This is a genomic window from Streptomyces sp. NPDC057249 (assembly GCF_042669245.1).
Lineage (GTDB): Bacteria > Actinomycetota > Actinomycetes > Streptomycetales > Streptomycetaceae > Streptomyces.
The window spans coordinates 188,104-214,559 of sequence record NZ_JBHUXS010000011.1; the positions used below are offsets into that span (position 1 = coordinate 188,104).

5 protein-coding genes are annotated in these 26,456 nt (G+C 74.1%); all 5 read left to right on the forward strand.

The features are described from left to right. Positions 1-41 precede the first annotated feature (41 nt). Genes ACFUJY_RS21900 through ACFUJY_RS21920 form a run of 5 tightly spaced genes read left to right on the forward strand, consistent with a single transcriptional unit; the run spans position 42 to position 26,398 of the window. Complete coding sequence (locus ACFUJY_RS21900) at positions 42-23,945, forward strand: non-ribosomal peptide synthase/polyketide synthase (RefSeq protein ID WP_383302122.1); 23,904 nt, start codon at positions 42-44, stop codon at positions 23,943-23,945. 3 nt (positions 23,946-23,948) lie between these two features. Further along, the gene (locus ACFUJY_RS21905) at positions 23,949-24,164 is read left to right on the forward strand and encodes an MbtH family protein (protein WP_164398960.1); all 216 of its coding nucleotides are present in this window, start codon (positions 23,949-23,951) and stop codon (positions 24,162-24,164) included. A gap of 10 nt (positions 24,165-24,174) precedes the next feature. Next, positions 24,175-25,428, forward strand: a complete 1,254-nt coding sequence (locus ACFUJY_RS21910) for a cytochrome P450 (RefSeq protein WP_383302124.1) — start codon at positions 24,175-24,177, stop codon at positions 25,426-25,428. A gap of 26 nt (positions 25,429-25,454) precedes the next feature. Next, positions 25,455-26,198, forward strand: a complete 744-nt coding sequence (locus ACFUJY_RS21915) for an SRPBCC domain-containing protein (protein ID WP_383302127.1) — start codon at positions 25,455-25,457, stop codon at positions 26,196-26,198. Further along, on the forward strand, positions 26,198-26,398 hold the full coding sequence (locus ACFUJY_RS21920) for a hypothetical protein (RefSeq protein WP_383302130.1): 201 nt from the start codon (positions 26,198-26,200) through the stop codon (positions 26,396-26,398). Before ACFUJY_RS21915 ends, ACFUJY_RS21920 begins: the two co-directional genes overlap by 1 nt. Positions 26,399-26,456: the final 58 nt, after the last annotated feature.

The following is a 26,456-nucleotide window of genomic DNA, read 5'->3' on the forward strand; positions in this document are numbered from 1 at the left end:
CCCTGCACGCATGCCCTCTCCTTACCTCTGGAGGTACCCCCATGTCCCGTCGCGACGGCGACGTCCTTCCCCTGACCGCGGCCCAACGGGAGATCTGGCTCGCCGAGCAGAGCTCGCCGACGCCGATCCCGGGCTACCGCGTCGGTGAGTGCCTGGAGATCCATGGGCCGGTCGACCCGGAGCTGTTCGACGCCGCGCTGCGCCGGGTGGTGAGCGAGGTCGACGCCCTGCACGTGACCTTCACCGACGACGGGGACGGGCCGCGCCAGATCCTCCGCGAGACCTGGGACTGGGCACCCGTCCACCTCGACCTCGGCGCGGAGCCGGACCCGGGGGCGGCGGCCAGGGAATGGATGGAGCGCGACCTCGCCCGCCCGCTGGACCTGTCCCGTGATCCGCTGTTCGGCCACGCGCTGATCCGGCTCTCACCGACGGAGTACTTCTGGTACCTGAACTACCACCACGTGGTCCTCGACGCGATCAGCAGCTCGATGATCCGGCAGCGGGTCGGCGAGGTGTACTCGGCGCTGGCCGGGGACGCCGCCGTCCCGCCGTCCCCGTTCGGCGCACTGCGGGACCTGGTCGACAGCGACGCCGACTACCGCGCCTCCGACTCCTTCACGGCGGACCGCGCCTACTGGCACGAACGCTTCACCGACCTGCCCGCCCCGACACGGCTCACCGACACCTCCGCGACCGATCCGCACCGGGTCCTGCGCGTGGCCGGCGAGCGGGAGCTGCGGGACCCGGAGGCGCTGCGGGCGGCGGCGGCCCGGGCCGGTGTCCGGTGGTCCCGCGTGGTGATCGCGGCGACCGCGCTCTACGCCCACCGGCTGAGCGGCGCCCGGGACGTGGTCCTCGCCCTGCCCGTCACCGCCCGCCGGGGCCCCGGACGCGACCTGATGGCCGTGCCCGGCACGATGTCCAACGTGGTGCCGCTGCGGCTGACCGTGCGCCCGGACATGCCGTGGGGCGAGCTCGTGGCCCAGGTGGCGCGCGAGGTCGAGGCGGCCGTCGCGCACGAGCGGTACCGCGGCGAGGACCTGCTCCGCGACCTCGGCGCGCCCGGTGGCATCGGCACCGCGTTCCCGCTGATCGTCAACATCATGGCCTTCAACGCCAGGCCCGACTTCGCCGGACACCCCGCGTCCGTGCACCACTTCGTCTCCGGCTCGACCACCGACCTTGCCGTCTGGCTGTTCGACTACCGGGACGGCAACCCCCCGCTGCTCCGGCTGCACGGTGCGCCGGACGCGTACGGTGACGACGACCTCGCCGCACACCAGGGACGGCTGCTCGCCCTGCTCGACGCGGTCGCGGACCTCGATCCGGACGAGACCGTGGGCGGGGTCGACCTCCTCACGGCCGAGGAGCACCGCGAGGTGGCGGCGCTGGGTACCGGGCCGACGGAGACGTCGCCGGACGCGAGTCTGCCGGAGCTGTTCCGGGAGCAGGTGCGGACGGTTCCGGACCTGACGGCGCTCGTGTGCGGCGATGTGTCCTTGTCGTACGCGGAGTTGGATGCGCGGGCGAACCGTTTGGCCCATGCGCTGATGGCGCGTGGGGCGGGTCCTGAGCGGCTGGTCGCGGTGGCGTTGCCGAGGTCGGCGGAGCTGGTGGTGGCGATCCTCGCGGTGCTGAAGTCGGGTGCCGCGTATGTGCCGGTCGACCCTGAGTACCCGGCCGCCCGGATCGCGTACCTCCTGGACGACACCCGGCCGGTGCTGACGGTGACCGACGCCCGCACCCGCGGCCGTCTGCCCGAGGGGCCGGGCGACCGGCTGGTGCTCGACGACCCGGAGACGGCGGCGGAACTCGACACCCGCCCCGCCACCGACCCGATGGTGGCGGTCGACGCACGTCACCCCGCCTACGTCATCCACACCTCCGGCTCCACCGGCCGCCCCAAGGGCGTCGTCGCGACCCACGGCGGCCTCGCCGACCTGCTCACCGACCACCGGACGGCGTTGTTCGCGCCGCTGTCGCAGGACCGGCAACGGCTCCGGGTGGCGCTCACCACCTCGGTGTCCTTCGACGCCTCCTGGAACCAGTTGATGGCCCCCTTCGCGGGCCATGAACTGCACGTCCTGGACCAGGCGACCTGGACGGACCCGGAGGCGTTCGTCGCGTACGCGGCGGACCGTGCGCTGGACTATGTCGAGGCCACCCCCTCGTACCTCCAAGACCTCCTGTCACACGGGCTGCTGAGCGACGCGCGAGGTGGCCCCGCGCTGGTGGCGGCCGGCGGCGAGGCCGTCCCGCAGCACCTGTGGGAGCGGTTGCGGGCGGCCGACGGCACGCACTGCCTCAACCTGTACGGGCCCTCCGAGTGCACGGTCAACTCGGTGACCGCGGCCGTGACGTCGAGCCCGCGTCCGGTGATCGGCCGCCCCGTCACCAACGCCCGGCTCTATGTGCTGGACGGTGCGTTGCGGCCGGTGCCGGGTGGTGTGGCAGGTGAGCTGTACATTGCGGGGAGGGGGCTGGCGCGCGGTTACTTCGGCCGACCGGGTCTCACGGCCGGGCGGTTCGTGGCCGACCCGTTCGGCGCGGACGGTACGCGGATGTACCGCACGGGTGACCTGGTGCGCTGGAACGCCGACGGTGACCTGGAGTTCCTGGGCCGTACGGACGACCAGGTCAAGGTACGCGGTTTCCGCGTCGAACTCGGCGAGATCGAGGCCGTCCTCGCCGAACACCCGGACCTCGCCCGCACCGCCGTCACCATGCGCACCGACGAGGAACCCCTTCTCGTCGCCTACGTGGTGCCCGCCGCCGGCCAGGACGTACGGACGGAAGCCCTGCGGACCTGGCTCCGCGACCGGCTGCCCGCGTACATGGTGCCGTCGGCGATCGTGGTCCTGGACGCCCTGCCGCTCACCCCGAACGGCAAGCTGGACCGGCGCGCCCTCCCCGCCCCCGAGCGCCGGCCCACCGCGCCGGGACGCGCCCCGCGCAGCGCGGTCGAGCACCAGCTCGCCGGGCTGTTCGCTGAGGTGCTGGGCGTCACCGAGGTCGGGCTGGACGACGGCTTCTTCGACCTCGGCGGGCACTCCCTGCTCGGCACCAGGCTCATCGCCCGGGCCCGTTCCGTGCTGGGCGTGGAGCTGCGGCTCAGCGACCTCTTCGACGCGCCGACGGTGGCCCGGCTCGCGGCCAGGGTGGACGTGGCCGCCCAGGCGCGCCCGGCGCTGGGGCGGCGCGAGCGCCCCGAGCCGGTCCCGCTGTCGTTCGCGCAGCGCCGGCTGTGGTTCCTGCACCGCATGGAGGGCCCGAGCGCCACGTACAACGTCCCCCTCGCCCTGCGGCTGACCGGAAGCCTGGACGAGCGCGCCCTCGAAGCCGCCCTGGCGGACGTGGTCGAACGCCACGAGACCCTGCGCACCGTCTTCCCCTCGGTGGCCGGAGTGCCGTGCCAGCGGGTGCTGGACCCCGAAGCGGCCCGGCCCCGGCTCCGGGTGACCGGGACCGGCGAGCGTGAACTGCCCGCCCGGCTGGCCGAGGCGGCGGCGCGGGGCTTCGAGCTCTCCGCCGAACCGCCGCTGCGCGCCGAGCTGTTCCGGCTCGGAGCCGAGGAGCACGTCCTCCTGCTCGTCGTGCACCACATCGCCGGCGACGGCTGGTCGACGGGCCCGCTCTCGCAGGACCTGACGACCGCCTACGCGGCCCGGCGCGAGGGCGCGAAGCCGCAGTGGTCGCCGCTGCCCGTCCAGTACGTCGACTACACCCTGTGGCAGCGCGAACTGCTGGGCGACGACGGCGACCCGGACAGCCTCCGGGGCGGCCAGCTCGCCTACTGGCGCGAGCGCCTGGCGGGCCTGCCCGACCAGGTCGAACTGCCCTTCGACCGGCCCAGGCCCGAGGCGATGTCCTACCGGGGCGCCCAGCTGCCGGTGCGCGTCGGCCCGGAGCTGCACGAGGACCTGCGCGCCCTCGCCCGCGACGGCGGGGCCAGCCTCTTCATGGTGCTCCAGGCCGGTCTGGCCGCGCTGCTCGGCAAGCTGGGCGCCGGGACCGACGTCCCGATCGGCACTCCGGTCGCCGGACGCACCGACGAGGCCCTGGACGACCTGGTGGGCTTCTTCGTCAACACACTGGTGCTGCGCACCGACCTGTCCGGCGACCCGACCTTCACCGAACTCCTCGGCCGGGTCCGTTCCGAGGCGCTGGCCGCGTACGCGCACCAGGACGTGCCGTTCGAGCACCTGGTCGAGGCGCTGAACCCGGCGCGGACCCTGGCGCACCACCCCCTGTTCCAGACCATGCTCACCCTCCAGAACGCGCCGTCCGGCGTCTTCGACCTGCCCGGCCTGCGGGTGGCGTCCGACCTGGTCCCCACCGGCACGGCCAAGTGCGACCTGACCTTCGTCCTCGCCGAAGAGCCCGGCGGAGGCGGCCTGTCGGGCGTGGTGGAGTACAGCACGGACCTGTTCGACGCGGCCACCGTCACCGGCATCGTCGAACGCTGGCTGCGGCTGCTGCGCGCCGTCGCCGCCGACCCCGGCCGGCGCATCGGCCAGGTGGACGTGGTGTCCGCCGACGAACTCCGGGCACTGCTGCCGGCCGGCCGGAGTGCGGAACCGCCGCGGCACAGCCTGCCCGCCCTCTTCGAGCGTCAGGTGCGGGCCGACCCCGACGCCGTCGCCCTCACCGACGGCGCGACCACCCTCACGTACCGCGCTCTGAACGCCCGCGCCAACCGGCTGGCGCACGCCCTGATCGAACGGGGCGTCGGAGCCGAGCAGCTGGTGGCGCTGAAGCTCCCGCGCTCGGCGGACCTGGTCGTGGCGGTGCTGGCGGTGCTCAAGGCGGGGGCCGCCTATGTGCCGGTGGATCCGGCCTACCCGCCCGCCCGGATCACCTACCTCCTCCAGGACACCCGGCCCTCCCTGCTCCTGACGACGAGCCGGGTGGACGCGGACGGCGAGGACCGGCTGCTGCTGGACACCGCGGACCTGGACGGGCTGCCGGACACGGACCCGGACGTCGCCGTCGACCCGGCCCACGCCGCCTATGTCATCCACACCTCCGGTTCCACCGGGAAGCCCAAGGGCGTCGTGGTCCCGCACCGCAACGTGGTGCGCCTCTTCGACACCACCCGCGAGCTGTTCGGCTTCGGCGCCGACGACGTGTGGACGCTCTTCCACTCCTACGCCTTCGACTTCTCCGTCTGGGAGCTGTGGGGACCCCTGCTGCACGGCGGGCGCCTGGTGGTCGTGGACCACGAGACCAGCCGTTCGCCCGGCCGGTTCCTGGACCTGCTCGCCCGCGAACGGGTGACGGTGCTCAACCAGACGCCGTCCGCCTTCCACCAGCTCGCACAGGCCGACGCCGAGGCCCCGGAGACCGGCCGGCGGCTCGCCCTGCGCACGGTCGTCTTCGGCGGCGAGGCACTGGAGCACGCCCGGCTGGCCGACTGGTACGAACGCCACCCGGAGGACGCGCCGCGCCTGGTCAACATGTACGGCATCACCGAGACCACGGTGCACGTCACGTACGCGGAACTCGGCCGGACCGCCACCGTCCCCGGCGACATCGGCGCCGCCCTCCCCGACCTCCGGGCGTACGTCCTCGACGCCGGCCTGCGTCCGGTCGCCCCGGGGGTCCCCGGCGAGCTGTACGTCGCGGGGGCCGGTCTGGCACGCGGCTACCTGAACCGGCCCGGGCTGACCGCGGGGCGTTTCGTGGCCGACCCGTACGGACCCGCGGGCGCACGGATGTACCGCAGCGGCGACGTGGTGCGCCGCAGCGCGGACGGCACCCTGAGCTACGTCGGCCGGGCCGACCAGCAGGTGAAGGTGCGCGGCTTCCGCATCGAGCTGGGCGAGATCGAGGCGGCCCTGGCCGCACACCCGGACATCGCGCAGGTCGCCGTCCTCGCCCGCCGGGACCGGGCCGACGACACCCGGCTCGCCGCGTACCTCGTACCGGCCTCCGACGCCGCTCCGGACCCCTCCGCCCTGCGGGCGTACCTGCGCGAGCGGCTGCCCGAGCACATGGTGCCCTCGGCGTTCGTCACACTGGACGCCCTGCCGCTGACCGTCAACGGCAAGCTCGACCACCGCGCCCTGCCCGCCCCCGGCCCCACCCAGGCGACCGCGTCCCGCGCCCCGCGCACCGCCCGGGAACAGCTCCTCTGCGAGCTGTTCGCCGAGGTCCTGGGCGCGCCGTCGGCCGGTGTGGACGACGGCTTCTTCGACCTCGGCGGGCACTCCCTGCTCGCCACCCGCCTCGCCGCCCGCATCCGCGCGACGCTCGGCGTGGAGATGCCGCTGCGCACGCTCTTCGAGGCGCCGACCCCGGCGGCCCTGGCCGCCGCCCTGGGCGCCGCAGGACCGGCGCAGACCGCGCTGGCGCGCCGCGAGCGCCCCGAGCTGATCCCGCTGTCGTTCGCGCAGCGCCGGCTGTGGTTCCTGCACCAGCTGGAAGGCGCGGGTGCGAACTACCACATCTCCCTCGCCTGGCGGCTCACCGGCGACCTGGACCGGCAGGCCCTGGAGGCCGCGGTCGCGGACGTCGTCGCCCGGCACGAGAGCCTGCGCACCGTGTTCCCGGCGGTGGACGGCGTGCCGCACCAGCGCGTGCTGGACGTGGACGACGCCCGCCCGGGCCTGACCGTGCGCCCGGCCTCCGAGGACGGCCTGACGGACCTGATGGCGGCGGCCCGGGACCGGCGGTTCGACCTGGCCTCCGACCTGCCGCTGCGCGCCGGGCTGTTCGCCCTGGCACCGGACGACCACGTGCTCCACCTGGTGCTCCACCACATCGCGGGCGACGGCTGGTCGCTGAGCCCCCTCGCGCAGGGACTGACCGACGCCTACACCGCGCGCCTCGGCGGCGGGGCCCCGCAGTGGGCGCCGCTTCCCGTCCAGTACGCCGACTACACCCTGTGGCAGCACGAACTGCTCGGCGACTCCGCCGACCGGGGCAGCCTGCTCGCCGGACAGGCCGACTACTGGACCCGGCAGCTCGCCGGGCTCCCCGAGCTCATCGAGCTGCCCGCCGACCGGCCCCGCCCCGCGGTCGCCTCGCACCGGGGCGGCTCCGTGCGCGCCGGCCTGGACGCCGAGCTGCACCGAGGGCTCCGCGAGCTCGCCCGCGCCCACGGGACGAGCCTCTTCATGGTGCTCCAGGCGGGGCTGGCCGCGCTGCTGAGCAAGCTGGGGGCCGGTGACGACATCCCGGTCGGCAGCCCGGTCGCCGGCCGGACCGACCAGGCGCAGGACGAGCTGGTCGGTTACTTCGTCAACACCCTGGTCTTCCGCACCGACACCTCGGGCGACCCGACGTTCGCCGAGCTGCTGGACCGGGTCCGGGACACCTCGCTGGCCGGATACGCCCACCAGGACGTGCCGTTCGAGTACCTGGTCGAGGTGCTGAACCCGTCCCGGTCGCTCGCGCACCACCCGCTGTTCCAGGTCATGCTGGTGCTCCAGAACGCGCCCCGGGCCGACTTCGCACCGCCCGGGCTGCGCGTCGAGGACGTACCGTCGGCGTCGGCCACGGCCAAGCTGGATCTGATCTTCACGATGGCCGAGCGGTACGCGGAGGACGGCTCCCCGGACGGCCTCGACGGGTCCGTCGAGTACGCCGACGACCTCTACGACCCGGGCACCGTCGAGACGATGCTCGCCCGCTGGGAGCGGCTGCTCCGCATCGCGGTCGCCGACCCCCGGCAGCGGCTCAGCCGGCTCGACCTGCTCACCGCCGAGGAGCACGACGCGCTCGCGGCCCTGGGGTCCGGGCCGGAGGCGCCGGCCCGTGCCGAGACGCTGCCGGAGCTGTTCAGGGAGCGGGTGCGGACGGTTCCGGACCTGACGGCGCTCGTGTGCGGTGATGTGACGCTGTCGTACGCGGAGTTGGATGCGCGGGCGAACCGTTTGGCCCATGCGCTGATGGCGCGTGGGGCGGGTCCGGAGCGGCTGGTCGCGGTGGCGTTGCCGAGGTCGGCGGAGCTGGTGGTGGCGATCCTCGCGGTGCTGAAGTCGGGGGCGGCCTATGTGCCGGTCGATCCGGAGTATCCGGCCGCCCGGATCGCGTACCTGCTGGATGACGCCCGGCCGGTCCTGACGCTGACCGACAGCCGTGTCCAGGACCGGCTGCCGGAGGAGACCGGCGAGCGGCTGGTGCTCGACGACCCGGAGACCTCCGAAATGGTCGGGAGCTGCCCCGCCGCCGACCCCACGGTGCCGGTCGATCCCGCCCAGCCGGTCTACGTCATCTACACCTCCGGGTCCACCGGCCGCCCCAAGGGCGTCGCCGTGACGCACACCGGCGTGGTCAACCTGTACGCCAACCAGGGCCCCCTGGTCTCGCCGACGGGGGAGCGGCTGCGGGTCGGGCTGACCACCTCGGTGTCGTTCGACGCCTCCTGCGACCAGCTGTTCGCCGTGTTCGCCGGACATGAACTGCACGTCCTGGACGAGGCGACCTGGACCGACCCGGCGGCCTACCTCGCGTACGCCGCGCGGGCCGGTCTGGACACCATCGGCGGCACCCCGTCCTACCTGCACGTCCTGGTCGACCACGGTCTGCTCGACCACCCCCGCTGGCGCCCCGCGCTGGTCGCGCTGGGCGGCGAGCCCGTGCCCGAGCGGCTGTGGGAGCGGCTGAGGGCCGCCGACGGGGTGCGCGCGCTCAACTACTACGGCCCCTCCGAGTGCACGGTCGACTCGGTCGTCGCACCCCTGGCGTCGAGCCCGCGCCCGGTGATCGGCCGGCCGATGGGCGGTACCCGGCTGTATGTGCTGGACGGTGCGTTGCGGCCGGTGCCGGGTGGTGTGGCGGGTGAGCTGTACATCGCGGGTACGGGGCTGGCGCGCGGTTACTTCGGCCGGCCGGGTCTCACGGCCGGGCGGTTCGTGGCCGACCCGTTCGGCGCGGACGGTGCACGGATGTACCGCACGGGTGACCTGGTGCGCTGGAACGCCGACGGTGACCTGGAGTTCCTGGGCCGCACGGACGACCAGGTCAAGGTACGCGGTTTCCGCATCGAACTCGGCGAGATCGAGGCCGTCCTCGCCGAACACCCGGACCTCGCCCGCACCGCCGTGGTCGTCCGGCGGGACGGGGCCCGGGGCTCCCGGCTCGTTGCGTACGTGCAACCCGTCGCCGGTGCCGCGCCGCAGACCGAGGAGCTGCGGGCGCACCTGCGCGAGCGGCTGCCGGAGTACATGGTGCCGGCCGCCTTCGTCCCGCTCGACGTGCTGCCCCTGACCCCGAACGGCAAGCTGGACCGGCGCGCCCTGCCCGAGCCCGACGCGGCCACGACGGCCGGCCGGGCGCCGCGCACGCCCGAGGAACACGTACTGGCCGGGCTGTTCGCCGAGGTGCTGGGCGTGCCACGGGTCGGCGCCGACGACGACTTCTTCGACCTCGGCGGACACTCCCTGCTCGCCACCCGGCTCGTCGCCCGCGTCCGCGCCACGCTGAACGTGGAGCTGGCCCTGCCCACTCTGTTCCGTACGCCGACCGTGGCCGGACTGGCCGCCGGGCTGGGCGCCGCCGGCCGGGCCAGGCCCGCGCTGGAACGGGCGGATCGCCCCGAGCGGGTGCCGCTCTCCTCCGCGCAGCGCCGCCTCTGGTTCCTGCGCCAGCTGGAGGGCACCGAATCCGTCTACAACATGCCCCTCGCCTGGCGGCTCACCGGTCCGCTGGACACCGCCGCCCTCGAAGCGGCGCTGGGCGACCTCGCGGACCGGCACGAAACCCTGCGTACGGTCTTCCCGGCCCGGGACGGGGTGCCGTACCAGCGGGTGCTGGCGGCCGGCGACGCGCGCCCGGCCCTGGCGATCACCCCGGCCGACGGGCAGGACCCGACCGCGCTGCTGGCGGCCGCCGCCGCGCGAGGCTTCGACCTCGCCGCCGAACCGCCGCTGCGCGCCGAGGTGTTCGCGGTCGCGCCGGACGAGCACGTGCTGCTCCTGGTGATGCACCACATCGCCGGTGACGGCTGGTCGCTCGGCCCGCTGGCCGCCGACCTGGCCACCGCGTACGCGGCACGCGTCCGTGGCGAGGCCCCCGGTTGGGCGCCGCTTCCCGTGCAGTACGCCGACTACACCCTCTGGCAGCACGAACTGCTCGGCGACGCCGCCGACGAGGACAGCCTGCTCGCCCGGCAGACCGACTACTGGACGCGGACGCTCGCGGGCCTGCCGGAGCAGATCCGGCTCCCCGCCGACCGCCCCCGCCCCGCCGCTCCTTCCAGCTCCGGCGGCCGGCTCGCGATCGAGCTGGACGCGGAACTCCACGCCGGACTGGTCCGGCTGGGCCGCGAGCACGGCGCCAGCGTGTACATGGTGCTCCAGGCCGCCCTGGCCTCCCTGCTGGACAAACTGGGGGCGGGCGACGACATCCCGGTCGGCAGCCTCATCGCCGGCCGCACCGACCAGGCGCTCGACGACCTCATCGGCTTCTTCGTCAACACACTGGTCCTCCGCACCGACACCTCGGGCGACCCATCCTTCGCCGAACTGCTGGTCCGGGTCCGGGAGAGCGCGCTCGGCGCCTACGCCCATCAGGACCTGCCGTTCGAGCAGGTCGTGGAGGCGCTGAACCCGTCCAGGTCGCTCACCCGCCAGCCGCTGTTCCAGGTGCTGCTGGCGCTCCAGAACGTGCCCCGCACCGACTTCGCGCTGAGCGGGCTGGCCACCGAACCCGTCCTGGTGGGAACGCCGACGACGATGTTCGACCTCGGCTTCCACCTGCTGGAGCGCGGCGGCCCCGGTGCCGCCGAGGGCATCGTCGGGCGCGTCGAGTACAGCACCGACCTGTTCGACCCCGCCACCGTGGAGGCACTGGTCGCCCGCTGGCTGCGGCTCCTCGCGGCGGTCGTCGCCGAGCCGGCGCTTCCGCTCAGCCGGATCGACGTCCTCACCGCCGGTGAACGCCATGAGCTGCTGGTCGCCCGCAACGACACCGCCCGCCCCGCCGCCGACACCACCCTCCCCCGAATCTTCGAGGAGCGGGTCCGGGCCACCCCGGACGCCCCGGCCGTGGTCTTCGAGGACACCGTGCTGTCGTACGGCGAGCTGAACCGCCGCGCCAACCGCCTGGCCCACGCGCTGATCGCGCGCGGAGTGGGCCCCGAGCAGGTCGTCGCCCTCCGGCTGCCGCGCTCCGCCGAGCTGGTGGTCGCGGTCCTCGCGGTGCTCAAGACCGGCGCGGCGTACCTGCCGGTGGACCCGGACTACCCGGCCGCCCGCATCGCGTACATGGTGGAGGACGCACGCCCCGCCGTGGTGCTCGACGACCTCGCCGCCGTGGCCCCGGCCGGCACGTTCCCGGAGCACGACCCGGGCGTGCGCGTGGACCCGCGCCACCCGGCCTACGTCATCTACACCTCCGGCTCCACCGGACGGCCCAAGGCCGTCGTCATGCCCGCCGCCGCCCTCCTCAACCTGCTGACCTGGCACCACCGCGCCGTCGGCGGCGCACCCGGTACGCGCACCGCGCAGTTCACCGCGATCAGCTTCGACGTCTCCGTGCAGGAGATGCTGTCCGCGCTGCTGTACGGCAAGACCCTGATGGTGCCCACCGAGGAGCAGCGCCGCAGCGCCGAACTGCTGGCCCACTGGCTGGACCGCCACCGCGTCGAGGAACTGTTCGCCCCGAACCTCGTGGTCGAGGCGCTGGCCGAGGCCGCCGAAGAGACCGGTCTCGACCTGCCGCACCTGCGGCTCGTCGCCCAGGCCGGGGAGGCGATGCGCCTTGCCGGCGCCGTACACCGCTTCGCCGCCCGGCCCGGCCGGGTGCTGCACAACCACTACGGGCCCGCCGAGACCCACGTCATCACCGCCTACGCGCTCCCGGCCGACCCCGCCGACTGCCCCCGGCCCGTGCCGATCGGCCGCCCCGTCGACAACTGCCGGGTGTACGTGCTGGACGAGGCCCTGTGCCCGGTCGCCCCCGGCGTCCTCGGCGAGCTGTACCTCGCCGGCACCGGCCTCGCCCGCGGCTACCTCGGCCGGCCCGGGCTGAGCGCCGGACGTTTCGTCGCCGACCCGTACGGGCCGGCCGGCACGCGCATGTACCGCACCGGCGACCTGGTCCGCTGGGGAGCCCACGGCGAGCTGGAATTCGCCGGCCGGGCCGACCACCAGGTCAAGGTGCGCGGCTTCCGCGTCGAGCCCGGCGAGATCGAGGCCGGCCTGACCGCGCACCCGGGCGTCTCCCAGGTCGCCGTCCTCGCCCGGGAGGACCGGATCGTCGCCTACGTCGTCCCGGCCGACCCGGCCGCGACGACCCCGGCCGCGCTGGCCGCCTACCTGGGTGAGCGGTTGCCGGACTATCTGGTGCCGTCCGCGTTCGTTCTGCTGGACGCGTTGCCGCTGACGCCGAACGGCAAGCTGGACCGGGCGGCGCTGCCCGCGCCCGACGCCGCGTCCACCGGGGGCGGCCGGGCGCCGCGCACCCCGCAGGAACAGATCCTGTGCGAGCTGTTCGCGGATGTCCTGGGCCTCGCCCGGGTCGGGGCCGACGACGACTTCTTCGCGCTCGGCGGGCACTCCCTGCTCGCCACCCGGCTCGTCTCGCGGGTCCGGGCGACCCTCGGGATCGAGCTGGAGCTGCGCGCCCTGTTCCGCACCCCGACACCGGCCGGGCTGGCGGCCGGGCTGCGGGACGCCGGCACGGCACGTCGTGCGCTCGTGCCCCGGCCCCGGCGCGAGATGCTGCCGCTGTCCTTCGCCCAGCGCCGCCTCTGGTTCCTCCAGCAGTTCGGCGCGCCGAGCGCCACCTACCACATGCCGCTGGCCCTGCGGCTCTCCGGACAGCTCGACCGGGACGCGCTCGGCGCGGCCCTGGTGGACGTGATGACCCGGCACGAGACCCTGCGCACGGTGTTCCCGCACACGGGAGGCATCCCGCACCAGCGCGTGCTGGACACCGCCGAGGTCGGCGCACCGCTGACCGTGCGGCCGGCCGGCGAGCCCGAGCTGCCCGCGCTGCTCCGGGACGCGGCCGTGCGCGGCTTCGACCTGACCGCGGAAGTCCCGCTGCGCGCCGAACTGTTCGCGGTCGCGCCGGACGAGCACGTGCTGCTCCTGGTCATGCACCACATCGTCGGCGACGGCTGGTCGATGGGCCCGCTCGCCCGCGACCTGGCCACCGCCTACACCACCCGGCAGGGCGGCGGGGCGCCGGAGTGGCCGCCGCTGCCGGTGACGTACGCCGACTACACCCTGTGGCAGCACGAGATCCTCGGCGACGAGAACGACGCCGACAGCCTCTTCTCCCGCCAGGTCGCCCACTGGCGCCGCACGCTGACGGGCATGCCCGACCAGCTCGGGCTCCCGGCCGACCGGCCCCGCCCGGCCGTCATGTCGTACGGCGGTGATGTGATCGAACTCCGCATCGGCGCCGAACTGCACGGCCGCCTGACGGAGCTGGCGCGCCGGTCCGGGGCGACCCTGTTCATGGTGTTGCAGGCGGGTCTGGCGGCGTTGTACACGCGGTTGGGTGCGGGGACGGACATCGCGATCGGGAGTCCGGTCGCGGGGCGTACGGATGAGGCGCTGGACGATCTGGTCGGGTTCTTCGTGAACACGCTGGTGTTGCGGACGGACACGAGTGGCGATCCCGGTTTCGGTGAGCTGCTGGGCCGGGTGCGGGAGACGGCGTTGTCGGCGTACGCGCATCAGGACGTGCCGTTCGAGCATCTGGTGGAGGCGCTGAACCCGTCCAGGTCGCTCTCCCACCACCCCCTCTTCCAGACCGGTCTCGTCGTGCAGAACGCGCCGGGCGGCGCCTTCGACCTCCCCGGCCTCCAGGTCTCCGCGATGCCGGTCCTGACCGGGACCGCACGGCTCGACCTGACCTTCGGGTTCGCGGAGGAGCACGGCCCCGACGGCGAGCCGGCCGGCCTCAGCGGTGCCGTGGAGTACAGCACGGACCTGTTCGACCGCGCGACGGTCGAGGCGCTGGCCGCCAGGTGGACCAGGCTGCTGGCCGAGGCGGTCGCCGCGCCGGAGCGCCCGATCGGCGCGCTCGACCTGCTGTCCGCCGAGGAACGCCGCGAGCTGCTGCCCGCCGTGGCGGCCGAGGAGCCCGGGACGAACCTGCCGGAGCTGTTCGCCGCCCGGGTGGCGGCGACCCCGGACGCGGTCGCGCTCGCCTGTGACGGCGAAGAGCTGACGTACGGACAACTCGACCGCCATGCCAACCGGTTCGCGCATGCCTTGATCGCGCGTGGGGTGGGACCCGAGCAGGTGGTGGCGGTGGCTCTGCCGAGGTCGGCGGAGTCGGTGATCGCCGTGCTCGGTGTGCTGAAGGCCGGTGCGGCCTATCTGCCGGTGGACCCGGCGTACCCCGAGGCGCGCATCGCGTACATGCTCGATGACGCCCGTCCGGCCCTCGTGGTGGACGACCCCGCGATGGTGGCGGAGGGCGACTGGCCGGAGACCGACCCGCGGGTCGCGCTCGATGTGCGCCACCCGGCGTACGTCATCTACACCTCCGGCTCCACCGGCCGCCCCAAGGGGGTCGTCGTGAGCCACGCCGGCGTGTCGCGGCTGGCCGCGGTGCAGGCCGACCGGCTCGGCGTGGCGGCGGGGAGCCGGGTGCTCCAGTTCGCCTCGCCCAGCTTCGACGCGTCGTTCTGGGACCTGAGCAGCGCGTTGCTGACCGGCGCGGCGCTCGTCCTGGCCCCCGCCGACGCCCCGCTGGACGCCCTGACGGACCCGGGGCTCGCCGTCACCCACGTGACGCTGCCGCCCTCGGCGCTCGCCGCGCTGGGCGACGCCCGGCTCACCGCCTCCACCCTGGTGGTGGCGGGTGAGGCGTGCTCACCCGAACTGGTCGAGCGGTGGGCGTCCGGACGCAGGATGATCAACGCGTACGGTCCGACCGAGACCACGGTCTGCGCGACCATGAGCGACCCCCTCGTCCCGGGGGCCGGTGTACCGCCCATCGGCCGTCCGGTCGCGGACTTCCGGACCTACGTGCTGGACGAGCGGCTGCGCCCCGTACCGCCGGGCGTGACCGGCGAGCTGTACGTCGCCGGGCCCGGCCTGGCACGCGGCTACCTGGGCCGCCCGGGCCTGACCGCGGGCCGGTTCACGGCCTGCCCGTTCGGTCCGGCGGGCGCGCGGATGTACCGCACCGGCGACCTGGTCCGGCGTCGTGCCGACGGCGAGCTGGAGTACGCCGGCCGCGCCGACCAGCAGGTGAAGGTGCGCGGCTTCCGGATCGAGCCGGGCGAGGTCGAGGCCGCGCTCGCCGCGCACCCCGGCGTCGCCCGGGCCGCCGTCGTGGCCCGGGAGGACCGGCTCGTCGGCTACGTGGTGCCGGCACCCGCCTCGGGCGTACGCCCCGCAGAGCTGGTCGCCCACCTGCGCGAGCGGTTGCCGGACTACCTCGTGCCGTCCGCGTTCGTGCTGCTGGACGCGTTGCCGCTGACGCCGAACGGGAAGCTGGACCGGGCGGCGCTGCCCGCGCCGGACGCCGGGCCCACCGGGGGCGGCCGGGCGCCGCGCACCCCGCAGGAGCAGATCCTCGCCGAGCTGTTCGCCGAGGTCCTCGACGTCCCCCGGGTCTCGGTGGACGACGACTTCTTCGACCTGGGCGGGCACTCCCTGCTCGCCACGCGCCTGGTCGCCCGGGTGCGCTCGGTACTCGGGGCGGAGATCGGGCTGCGCGCCCTCTTCCAGGCGCCCACCGTGGCCGGCCTGGCCGGGATGCTCGCGGCGGCCGACGGGGTGCGCCCGGCGCTCACCGCGTACGAGCGGCCCGACGCGGTGCCGCTCTCCTTCGCCCAGCGCCGCCTGTGGTTCCTGCACCGCATGGACGCCACCGCCGCTACGTACCACATTCCGCTGGCGCTCCAGCTGACCGGAACGCTCGACCACGACGCGCTCGACCGGGCGCTGGCCGACGTGGTGGCCCGGCACGAGAGCCTGCGGACGGTGTTCGACGAGGTCGACGGCGTCCCCTGCCAGCGGCTGCTGGAACCGGACACCGTCCGGCTCCGGGCCCGCCCGGAGGAGGTGCCGGCGGACGCACTTCCGTACCGGCTCGCCGAGTCCGCCCGGCAGCCCTTCGACCTGGCCGCCGAACCGCCGTTGCGGGCCGAGCTGTTCGCCGTCGCGCCCGACGAGCACGTGCTGCTTCTCGTCATGCACCACATCGCCGCCGACGGCTGGTCCACCGGGCCGCTGGCCCGCGACCTCGCCGAGGCGTACGCGGCACGCTGCGAAGGCCGGCCGGCGGACAGGCCGGCGCTGCCCGTCCAGTACGCCGACTACACGCTCTGGCAGCGCGACCTGCTGGGTGACCCGGCCGACCCGTCGAGCCGGTTCGCCGAACAGCTCGGCTACTGGAAGCGGCAGCTGGCCGACCTGCCGGAGCTGCTTCCGCTGCCCACCGACCGCCCCCGTCCGGCCGTCGCCGGCCGGCGGGGCGACCACATCGGTCTGGAACTCGAAGCCGAACTGCACCGTGCGCTCGTGGAGTTGGCGAGGAAGACCGGGACCAGCCTGTTCATGGTGTTGCAGGCGGGTCTGGCGGCGTTGTACACGCGGTTGGGTGCGGGGACGGACATCGCGATCGGGAGTCCGGTCGCGGGGCGTACGGATGAGGCGCTGGACGATCTGGTCGGGTTCTTCGTGAACACGCTGGTGTTGCGGACGGACACGAGTGGCGATCCGGGTTTCGGTGAGCTGCTGGGCCGGGTGCGGGAGACGGCGTTGTCGGCGTACGCGCATCAGGACGTGCCGTTCGAGCATCTGGTGGAGGCGCTGAACCCGTCCAGGTCGCTCTCCCACCACCCCCTCTTCCAGACCATCCTGGCCGTGCAGAACGCCCCGACCGGCCGGTTCTCGCTGCCCGGCCTGGACGTCACGACCTACGCGGTCGCGACCGGCACCGCGAAGTTCGACCTCGGCGTGAGCATGGTCGAACGGTTCGGTCCGGACGGGGCCCCGGCCGGGATCGTCGGCGCCGTCGAGTACGCCACCGACCTGTTCGACCGCACGACGGTCGAAGCGCTGGTCCGGCGCTGGACGCTCCTGCTGAAGGCCGTCACCGCCGACCCGGAACAGCCGATCGGCGGGATCGACCTCCTCGACGCCGAGGAGCGGCACCGGCTGCTGGAACGGGACAACGCGACCGCCCGTGACGTCGGCGCGGTCTCACTGCCCCGGGCCTTCGCGGCTCAGGTGGCGGCGACCCCGGACGCGCCCGCACTCGTCTGCGCCGGCGACGTGCTGACGTACCGTCAACTCGATGCCCGGGCCAATCGCTTCGCCCACGCGTTGATCGCCCGCGGGGTGGGTCCCGAGCAGGTGGTGGCGGTGGCTCTGCCGAGGTCGGTGGAGTCGGTCGTGGCGGTGCTGGGCGTGCTGAAGGCCGGTGCGGCCTATCTGCCGGTGGACCCGGCGTATCCGGCCGAGCGGATCGCCTACATGCTGGACGACGCCCGACCGGCGTTGGTCGTCGACGACCCTGCGACGGTGGCGGAGGGCGACTGGCCGGAGACCGACCCGGACGTCGCGCTCGATGTCCGGCACCCGGCGTACGTCATCTACACCTCCGGCTCCACCGGCCGCCCCAAGGGTGTCGTCGTCGGACACGGTGGTGTGGCGAGCTTGGTGGCCGGGCAGATCGAGCGCTTCGCGGTCCGGCCCGACAGCCGTGTCCTGCAGTTCGCCTCGCCCAGCTTCGACGCCTCGGTGTCCGAGCTCTGCACCGCCCTGCTCAGCGGCGCGGCCCTCGTACTGCCCCCGGCGGCCGGGCCCCTCGCCGCACTCACCGACCCGGACCTCGGCATCACGCACGTCACGGTGCCGCCGTCCGTCCTGGCCGCCGTGCCGGACGGGGCGGTGTCCGCGTCGACGCTGGTGGTGGCGGGTGAGGCGTGCTCGCAGGAGCTGGTGACACGGTGGGCGTCCGGACGCAGGATGATCAACGCGTACGGTCCGACCGAGACCACGGTCTGCGCGACCATGAGCGACCCGCTCGTCCCCGGGACCGCTGTGCCGCCCATCGGCCGGCCCATCGCCAACGCCCGGGTGTACGTGCTGGACGACCGGCTGCGTCCGGTCCCGCCCGGCGTCACCGGGGAGCTGTACGTGGCGGGCGCCGGCCTCGCCCGGGGGTACCTGAACCGGCCCGCGCTCACGGCCGGCAGGTTCGTCGCCTGCCCGTTCGCACTCGGTGAGCGCATGTACCGCACCGGCGACCTGGTCCGGAGGCTGAGCGACGGACAGCTGGAGTACGCCGGCCGCGCCGACGACCAGGTGAAGGTGCGCGGCTTCCGCGTCGAGCCCGGCGAGATCGAGGCCGCGCTCGCCGCACACCCCGCCGTCGCCCAGAGTGCGGTCCTCGCCCAGGACGACCGGCTCGTCGGCTATGTCGTCCCCCACCAGGACACGGCCCGGGACAGCGGCATCGAAGCGGACCAGGTGGGGGAGTGGCAGGACATCTACGACGCCCTGCCCATCGCCCCGGACACAGCGCCCTTCGGCGACAACTTCGTCGGCTGGAACAGCAGTTACGACGCACAGCCCATCCCCGAGGAGCAGATGCGGGAATGGCGCGACGCCACCGTGGCCCGCATCCTCGGCCTCGGCCCCCGCCGGGTGCTCGAAGTCGGCGTCGGCACCGGCCTGTTGCTCTCCCGGATCGCACCCCACTGCGAGAGCTACTGGGCGACCGACTTCTCCGCCACCGCCATCGACGCACTGACCGCCCAGGTGGCCCGGGAGGAAGGGCTCACCGGGCGCGTGGTGCTCCGGACCCGTCCGGCGCACGACACCGACGGCATGCCGGCCGGGGTGTTCGACACCATCGTGATCAACTCGGTGGTGCAGTACTTCCCCTCCGCCGACTACCTCGCCGACGTCATCCGCAAGCTGATGGGGCTGCTCGCCCCCGGCGGCACGCTGTTCGTCGGAGACGTACGCAACCTCCGGCTGCTGCGTCCCTTCGCCACCGCCGTCCAGCTGCACCGGACGGGGGACGACGCCGACCCCGCCGCCGTACGCCGTGCGGTGGAGCAGACGGTCCGGGTGGAGAAGGAACTCCTCGTCGACCCGGACTTCTTCACCGTCCTGCGGTCGCAGGGCACGGACATCGGTGCGGTGGACGTGGAGGTCAAACGGGGCCGCCACCACAACGAACTCAGCCGCTACCGCTACGACGTCACCCTGCACAAGGCACCGGCCGCTCCGGAGCCCGCGCCCCGGACCGCCGAGCTGGCCTGGGAGCGGGACATCGCGGGCCCGGACGCCCTGCGCGACCTGCTCGCCGAACCGTCCGCCGACGTCCTGCGGATCACCGGAGTCCCGAACCGCCGCGTCGTACGGGAAGCCGCCCTGGCCCGTGCGCTGCACGAGGAGGACGGGGCCCTCGCGGACCTGCTGGAACGGCTGCACGCCCCGGAGGAGGAGAACGGCCTCCCCGACCCCGAGGACTTCCACGCCCTCGGGCGGGCGTACGGCCGCGCGGTGTCCGTCACCTGGTCGGCCGCCTCGGACGACGCCCTGGACGTGGTGTTCGCCCGCCCGGACGGCTCCCCGGTCGCATACCGCCCGGCCGGGAACGCCGACCGGGCGCTGTCCACCCTGACCAACCGCCCGACCGGCAGCCGGAGCACCGGCGCCCTCCTCGGCGAACTCCGCGACTGGCTGCGCGAACGGCTCCCGGACCACCTGGTGCCCTCGGCGTTCATGGCGCTGGACGCCCTGCCGCTGACGGCCAGCGGGAAGCTGGACCGGCGTGCGCTGCCCGCACCCGACCTCGGCCCCGCCGTGGGCGGGCGGGCGCCCCGCACCCCGCAGGAGCAGCTGCTCGCGGAGCTGTACGCCGAAGTCCTTGGACTCGCCCAGGTCGGGGTCGACGACAGCTTCTTCGACCTCGGCGGCCACTCGCTGCTCGCGACCCGTCTCGCCTCCCGGGTCCGGGCGACCCTCGGCGCCGAGCTGGAGGTCCGCACCCTCTTCGAGACCCCCACCGTGGCCGGTCTCGCGGCCCGCCTGGACGGGGCCGGGGCCGCCCGCCCCGCGCTGACCGCCCGGCCCCGCGCGGAACGCGTGGAGCTGTCCTTCGCCCAGCGCCGGCTGTGGTTCCTGCACCGGATGGACGGGCCCGGCGCCACGTACAACATGCCGCTCGCGCTGAACCTCACCGGCGGCCTCGACCGGTCCGCGCTGCACGCCGCGCTCGCGGACGTCGTCGCACGGCACGAGAGCCTGCGCACGGTGTTCCGCGAGACCGACGGGGCCCCGCACCAGGTCGTCCTGGACCCGGTGCGCGCGCGTCCCGCGCTGCCCGTGGTGGCGCTCGACGAGAGCGCGCTGCCCGGGCGCCTGGCCGAAGCTGCCCGGCGCGGCTTCGATCTGGCGACGGAGCCCCCGGTCCGGGCCGAGCTGTTCGCGCTCGCCCCCGACCGGCACGTGCTGCTCGTCGTGGTGCACCACATCGCCGCCGACGGCTGGTCCATGGGACCGCTCTCCGCGGACCTCGCGACCGCGTACGCCGCCCGCTGCCGGGACGAGGAACCGGGCTGGTCCCCGCTGCCCGTGCAGTACGCCGACTACACCCGCTGGCAGCGCGACCTGCTCGGCGACGCCGACGATCCGGACAGCCTCTTCGCCCGGCAGCTCGCCTACTGGCGCGACGAGCTCGCCGGCATCCCGCAGCAGCTCCAGCTCCCCACCGACCGGCCCCGGCCGCCCGTGGCCTCCCAGCGCGGCGACCGGGTCGTCGTCCGGCTCGACCCCGAGCTGCACCAGGCGCTGCGCGACCTGGCCGCCGAACGCGGCGCCAGCATGTTCATGGTGCTTCAGGCCGGACTCGCCGCGCTGCTCACCCGGCTCGGCGCCGGCACGGACATCCCCATCGGCAGCCCGATCGCCGGCCGCACCGACCAGGCGCTGGACGAGCTCGTCGGCTTCTTCGTCAACACCCTCGTCCTGCGCACCGACACCGGCGGGGACCCCGGATTCGCCGAACTCCTCGGCCGGGTCCGGCAGAAGGCCCTCACCGCGTACGACCACCAGGACGTGCCGTTCGAATACCTGGTGGAGGTGGCCAACCCGGTGCGGTCCCTGGCCCATCACCCGCTGTTCCAGGTGATGCTGGCCCTCCAGAACGCGCCGCTGGGCGACTTCGCACTGCCCGGTCTGGAAACGGGCCACCTGGAGGCACCGACCGGGACCTCCCGGGTCGACCTCACCTTCAGCCTGGCCGAGCGGTTCCGCCCGGACGGCGGCGCCGACGGGCTGGTCGGTGCGGTGGAGTACGCCACCGACCTGTTCGACGCCGCCACCGTGGAGCTGCTGTTCGAGCGGTGGGCCCGTCTGCTGCGGGCGGCGGTCGCCGACCCGGACCGGCCGGTGAGCCGGATCGACCTCCTGTCCGCCGCCGAGCGCCACCGGCTGCTCCACGAGTTCAACGACACCGGCGCGCAGCTGCCCCCGGACGCGGTACCGGCGCTGTTCGCCCGGCAGGTGCGGGCCACCCCCGACGCCGTCGCCGTCGTGGCGGACGGCACCGAGCTGACCTACGCGGAGCTGGACCGGCGGGCCGACACGCTGGCGCGGGCCCTGATCCGCCAGGGCGTACGGCCCGAGACCCCGGTCGCCGTCATGCTCGACCGCTCGGCCGAACTGGTCGTGGCGATCCTGGCCGTCATCAAGGCGGGCGGCGCCTACGTCCCGCTGGACCCGCGCTTCCCGGCCTCCCGCATCGACCTCATCCTCCGGGAGAGCGGCGCCACCCTGGTGCTCACCCGGGAGGTCCTGGCCGCGCTGGAGGGGTCCGGGCGCCACGAGCCGGACGCCGTGGACGTGCCCTGCCGACCGGGACAGCTGGCGTACATCATGTACACCTCCGGCTCGACCGGGCGGCCGAAGGGCGTGGCCGTCACGCACCGGGACGTGGTGGGCCTCGCACTGACCCCGGAGTGGCGGGGCGGCGGCCACGAACGGGTGCTGATGCACTCCCCGACCGCCTTCGACCTCTCGACATACGAACTGTGGGTGCCGCTGCTCAGCGGTGGCCGGATCGTGGTCGCACCGCCCGGACAGCTCGACCTCGACCTGCTCCAGCACACCGTCGCCGCGCACGGGGTGACCGGACTCTGGCTGACCGCCGGCCTGTTCCGGCTCGTCGCCGAGGAACGCCCCGGGCTGCTCGCCGGCGTGCGCGAGGTGTGGACCGGCGGCGACGTGGTCTCCCCGGCCGCCGTCGCCCGGGTCTTCGCAGCCTGCCCCGGCATCGAGGTCGTCAACGGCTACGGACCCACCGAGGCCACCACCCTGGCCACCCGCCATCCGGTGCGCGGCCTCCCCGAGAACGCCGCGACCGTGCCGATCGGCGGGCCGATGGCGAACATGCGCGCCTACGTGCTCGACGACCGGCTCCGCCCGCTGCCGGCCGGCCTGGTCGGCGAGCTCTACCTCGCGGGTACGGGCGTGGCCCGCGGCTACCTCGGCCGGCCCGGCCTGACCGCGGAGCGCTTCACCGCCGACCCGTACGGGCCCGCCGGGAGCCGCATGTACCGCACGGGCGACCTCGCCTCGTGGCGTCCCGACGGCACGCTGGAGTTCGCCGGGCGCGTCGACCACCAGGTCAAGCTGCGCGGCCAGCGCATCGAGCCCGGGGAGGTCGAAGCCGTCCTGGCGGGCTGTCCCGGGGTCACCCAGGCGGCCGTCGTCGCCCGCGAGGACCGGCCGGGGGACAAGCGCCTCGTCGCCTACCTGGTGCCCGCCCCCGACGCCGTGCCGGAGACCGCCGAACTGTCCGGCCGGCTCCGCCGCGAACTGCCCGACTTCATGGTCCCGGCGGCCTTCGTCACCGTGGACGCGCTGCCGCTGACCGCCAACGGCAAGCTGGACCGGGCCGCACTGCCGGCCCCGGACTACGGGGCGTCGGGCGTGGGACGCGGGCCCCGGACCCCGCAGGAGCAGCTGCTGTGCCAGCTCTTCGCCGAAGTCCTCGGACGCGAACACGTGGGCATCGACGACGGCTTCTTCGACCTCGGCGGACACTCGCTGCTGGCCGCCCGGCTGGCCGCACGCGTCCGCGAGACCCTGGGGCTGGAACTGGGGCTGCGGATGCTGTTCGAGGCGCCGACCGTCGCCGGGCTCACCGGACGCCTCGCCATGGACAACCCCGACGACGCGCTCGACGTACTCCTTCCGCTGCGTTCGACCGGGACCGAGACACCGCTCTTCTGCGTGCACCCCGGCGGCGGCATCAGCTGGTCGTACAGCGGTCTGCTCAACCACGTGGGCCCGCAGCACCCGGTCTACGCCATCCAGGCGCGCGGCCTCGGACGCCCCGAACCGCTGCCGGAGTCGTACGAGGAGATGGCGGCCGACTACGCCGACCACGTCCAGAAGATCCAGCCGCAGGGGCCGTACCTGCTGCTCGGCTGGTCCGCGGGCGGACTGATCGCCCACGCCCTCGCCTGCGAACTCCGGGCGCGCGGCGAACGGACCGCGCTGCTGGCCGTCCTCGACGCCTACCCGGTGAAGGACGTCCGGTTCGAGGACGAGCCCGTGCCCACCGTGCGGGACGTGCTCGTCGGCGTGCTCGACGTGGACCCGGCCGAGCTGGGCGACCGCGACATCACCTACGCGGAGGTCGCCGAGGTACTGAACCGGCGCGGCAGCGCCCTCGCCGGACTCGACGAGCGGCAGGTCGAGGTCATCGTGGACATCATGATCAACAACGCGAAGCTGGCGGTCGACTTCGTCCCCGGCCGCCACGACGGCGACCTGCTCCTCTTCAACTCCACGATCGACCGCGGCCAGGACGACGCCGGACCGGACGTCTGGCGCCCGTACGTCACCGGCCGGATCGAATCCCACGAGATCACCACCCGGCACGACCAGATGACCCGGGCCGGCTCGCTGGCCCAGATCGGACCGGTCCTGGCCGCCAGGATCGCCGAGGCCACCGGAGACACCGGTGACATCACCCTTTCCCCTCAGGAGGACTGACCCATGACCAACCCCTTCGACGACCAGGACGGCACCTTCCTCGTCCTCGTCAACGACGAGAACCAGCACTCGCTCTGGCCGCAGTTCGCCGACGTCCCCGCCGGCTGGACCGTCGCCCACGGCCCCGACACCCACGCCGCCTGCCTGGAGCACATCGAGCGGAACTGGACCGACATGCGGCCCAAGAGCCTCGCCGACGCCATGGACGCCCAGCGGTAACGCGGCCGACATGACCACCACCGAAACCCCGGCCGGGGCCCGCGACACCGCGGGCCCCGCCCCGGTCCACGACCTCGGCGCCGCCCTGCTCACCCCCGAGGCCCGGCGCGACCCCTACCCGCTCTACGCCCGCATGCGGCGCGAGGACCCGGTCCACCGCACCCCCCAGGGCGTCTGGTACCTCACCCGGTACGCCGACGTCGAGGCGGCGCTGGGCGACCCGCGGCTCTCCAACGACCGGGACAGGATGACCCGGGCCTACAGCGCGCTGGGCGGCGACCTCAAGGAATTCAGCCGGCTCACCGACCGACTCGGCCGGGTGATGAGCAACACCGACCCGCCGGACCACGCCCGGCTGCGCAAACTCGCCAACCGGGCGTTCACCGCCCGCCGCGTCGAGGCCCTGCGCGACCGCGTCCAGCACCTCGTGGACCGGCTCATCGACGCGGCGGTCGCCGCCGGGCCGGAGATGGAGCTGATCGAGGCGGTCGCCTCCCCGCTGCCCATGTCCGTGGTCTGCGAGCTCTTCGGCATCCCCGAGGAGGACCGGCCGCGGGTCAAGGGCTGGTTCAGCCGCTTCGGCCGGCTCAGCGAGGACATCGCCGCGTCCGAGAAGGCCATCGACGAGTACGAGGACTACCTGTCCGGCCTCATCCGGCAGCGCCGGCGCGACCCCGGCGACGACCTGATCAGCGCCCTGGTCGCCACCCAGACGCACGACGACCGGCTCACCGACTCCGAACTGCTCTCCACCTGCTTCGTCCTCATCACTGCGGGCGACGAGACCACCACGCACCTCATCACCAACGCCGTGCTCGCCCTGCTGCGCCACCCGGACCAACTGGCCCGGCTGCGCGAGGACCCGGGTCTCATGCGCGGCGCCGTCGAGGAGCTGGCCCGCTACGACACGGTGACCCAGGCGATCGTCAGGGTCGTCGCGGAGGACCTGGAGATCGGCGGACGAACCCTGCGCGAGGGCGAGTTGGCGTACCTCTTCCTCGGCGCCACCAACCGCGACCCCGAACGCTTCGAGGACCCCGACCGGCTCGACCTGACCCGCGCCGGCAACCGCCACCTCAGCTTCGGCCACGGCCCGCACTTCTGCCTGGGCGGCCCCCTCGCCCGCCTCCAGACGGAGGTGGCCGTCGGCACGCTGGTGCGCCGGCTGCCGGGGCTGCGGCAGGCCGAGGGGGCCGAGCTGGACTGGCGGCCCAACCCGCTGCAACGAAGGCTGCGGGCCCTCCCGCTCACCTGCCGACCATGAACGACGACGAAGGAGCAGCACCGCCCATGGCCCGAGAATTCCGAGTCCGCAGGCAACAGGACCTGCCCGCCGCACCCCAGCAGGTGTGGAACGCCGTCGCCACCGCCGCCGGGAACCTCGGCTGGCTCTACCCGATGGAGATCGAACCGCGCGTCGGCGGAAAGGTCACCCGGGGCGACGCCACCGTGGTGGCCTGGGAGCCGCCGCACCACCTCGCGCTGCGGGCCACACAGGACGGCGGGTTCTCCAACACGCTCAGCTACCGCGTCGAGCCGGCCGAGGGCGGCACGAGCCACCTGCGCATGGGCATCCACTGGGTGCACACGGGCGTCGTGGACGACGCCTGGAACTGGGACGCCAAGACGGACGTGGCCGAGAAGTACGTCGACTTCCACCAGCACGCCCTGACGGAATACCTGCGCCACTTCGCCGGCCGCCCCGCCGTGTACGTACGGGCCCACCGCCCCGAACCGACCGGCGACCCGGCCGACTTCGCGGCCCTGCGCCGCCGCCTCGGCGTCCCGGACGACGCGTCCGTCGGTGACCGGTTCACGCTTCTGGGACCCGAGCCGGTGGAGGTGGCCGTCGACTGGCTCAGCGCCGACTTCCTCGGCCTGCGCGGCCCGGACGCCCTGTACCGGTTCTTCAACGGCAGTACCTGGAACGTACCGATCTGGCTCGGCCACCACCTGTTCGCCGAGGACGCCGACGGACAACGGGCCACCGACATGTGGTCGGCCTGGCTCAACGAGCGCTCGGGGGAGCACTGATGGAGACCTCGACGCAGACACTGCTGTTCGCCGCCGAACTCATCGAGGACAACGGCACCTACACCCTGGTGGTGGAGGACGTGAGCAAGGGCACCGTCCAGTCCACACCGGTCCCCAAGGCGATGGTCGACAGACTCCCGGTCTTCCTCGCGGCACTCACCGCGAAACTCGGCCCGGTGCAACCGCGTCGCGGCTGGTAGCCGCCCGGCCCGTCGGTGGACGCGCACGTCCCCGGCGATCTAGCGTCGGACGCGACGA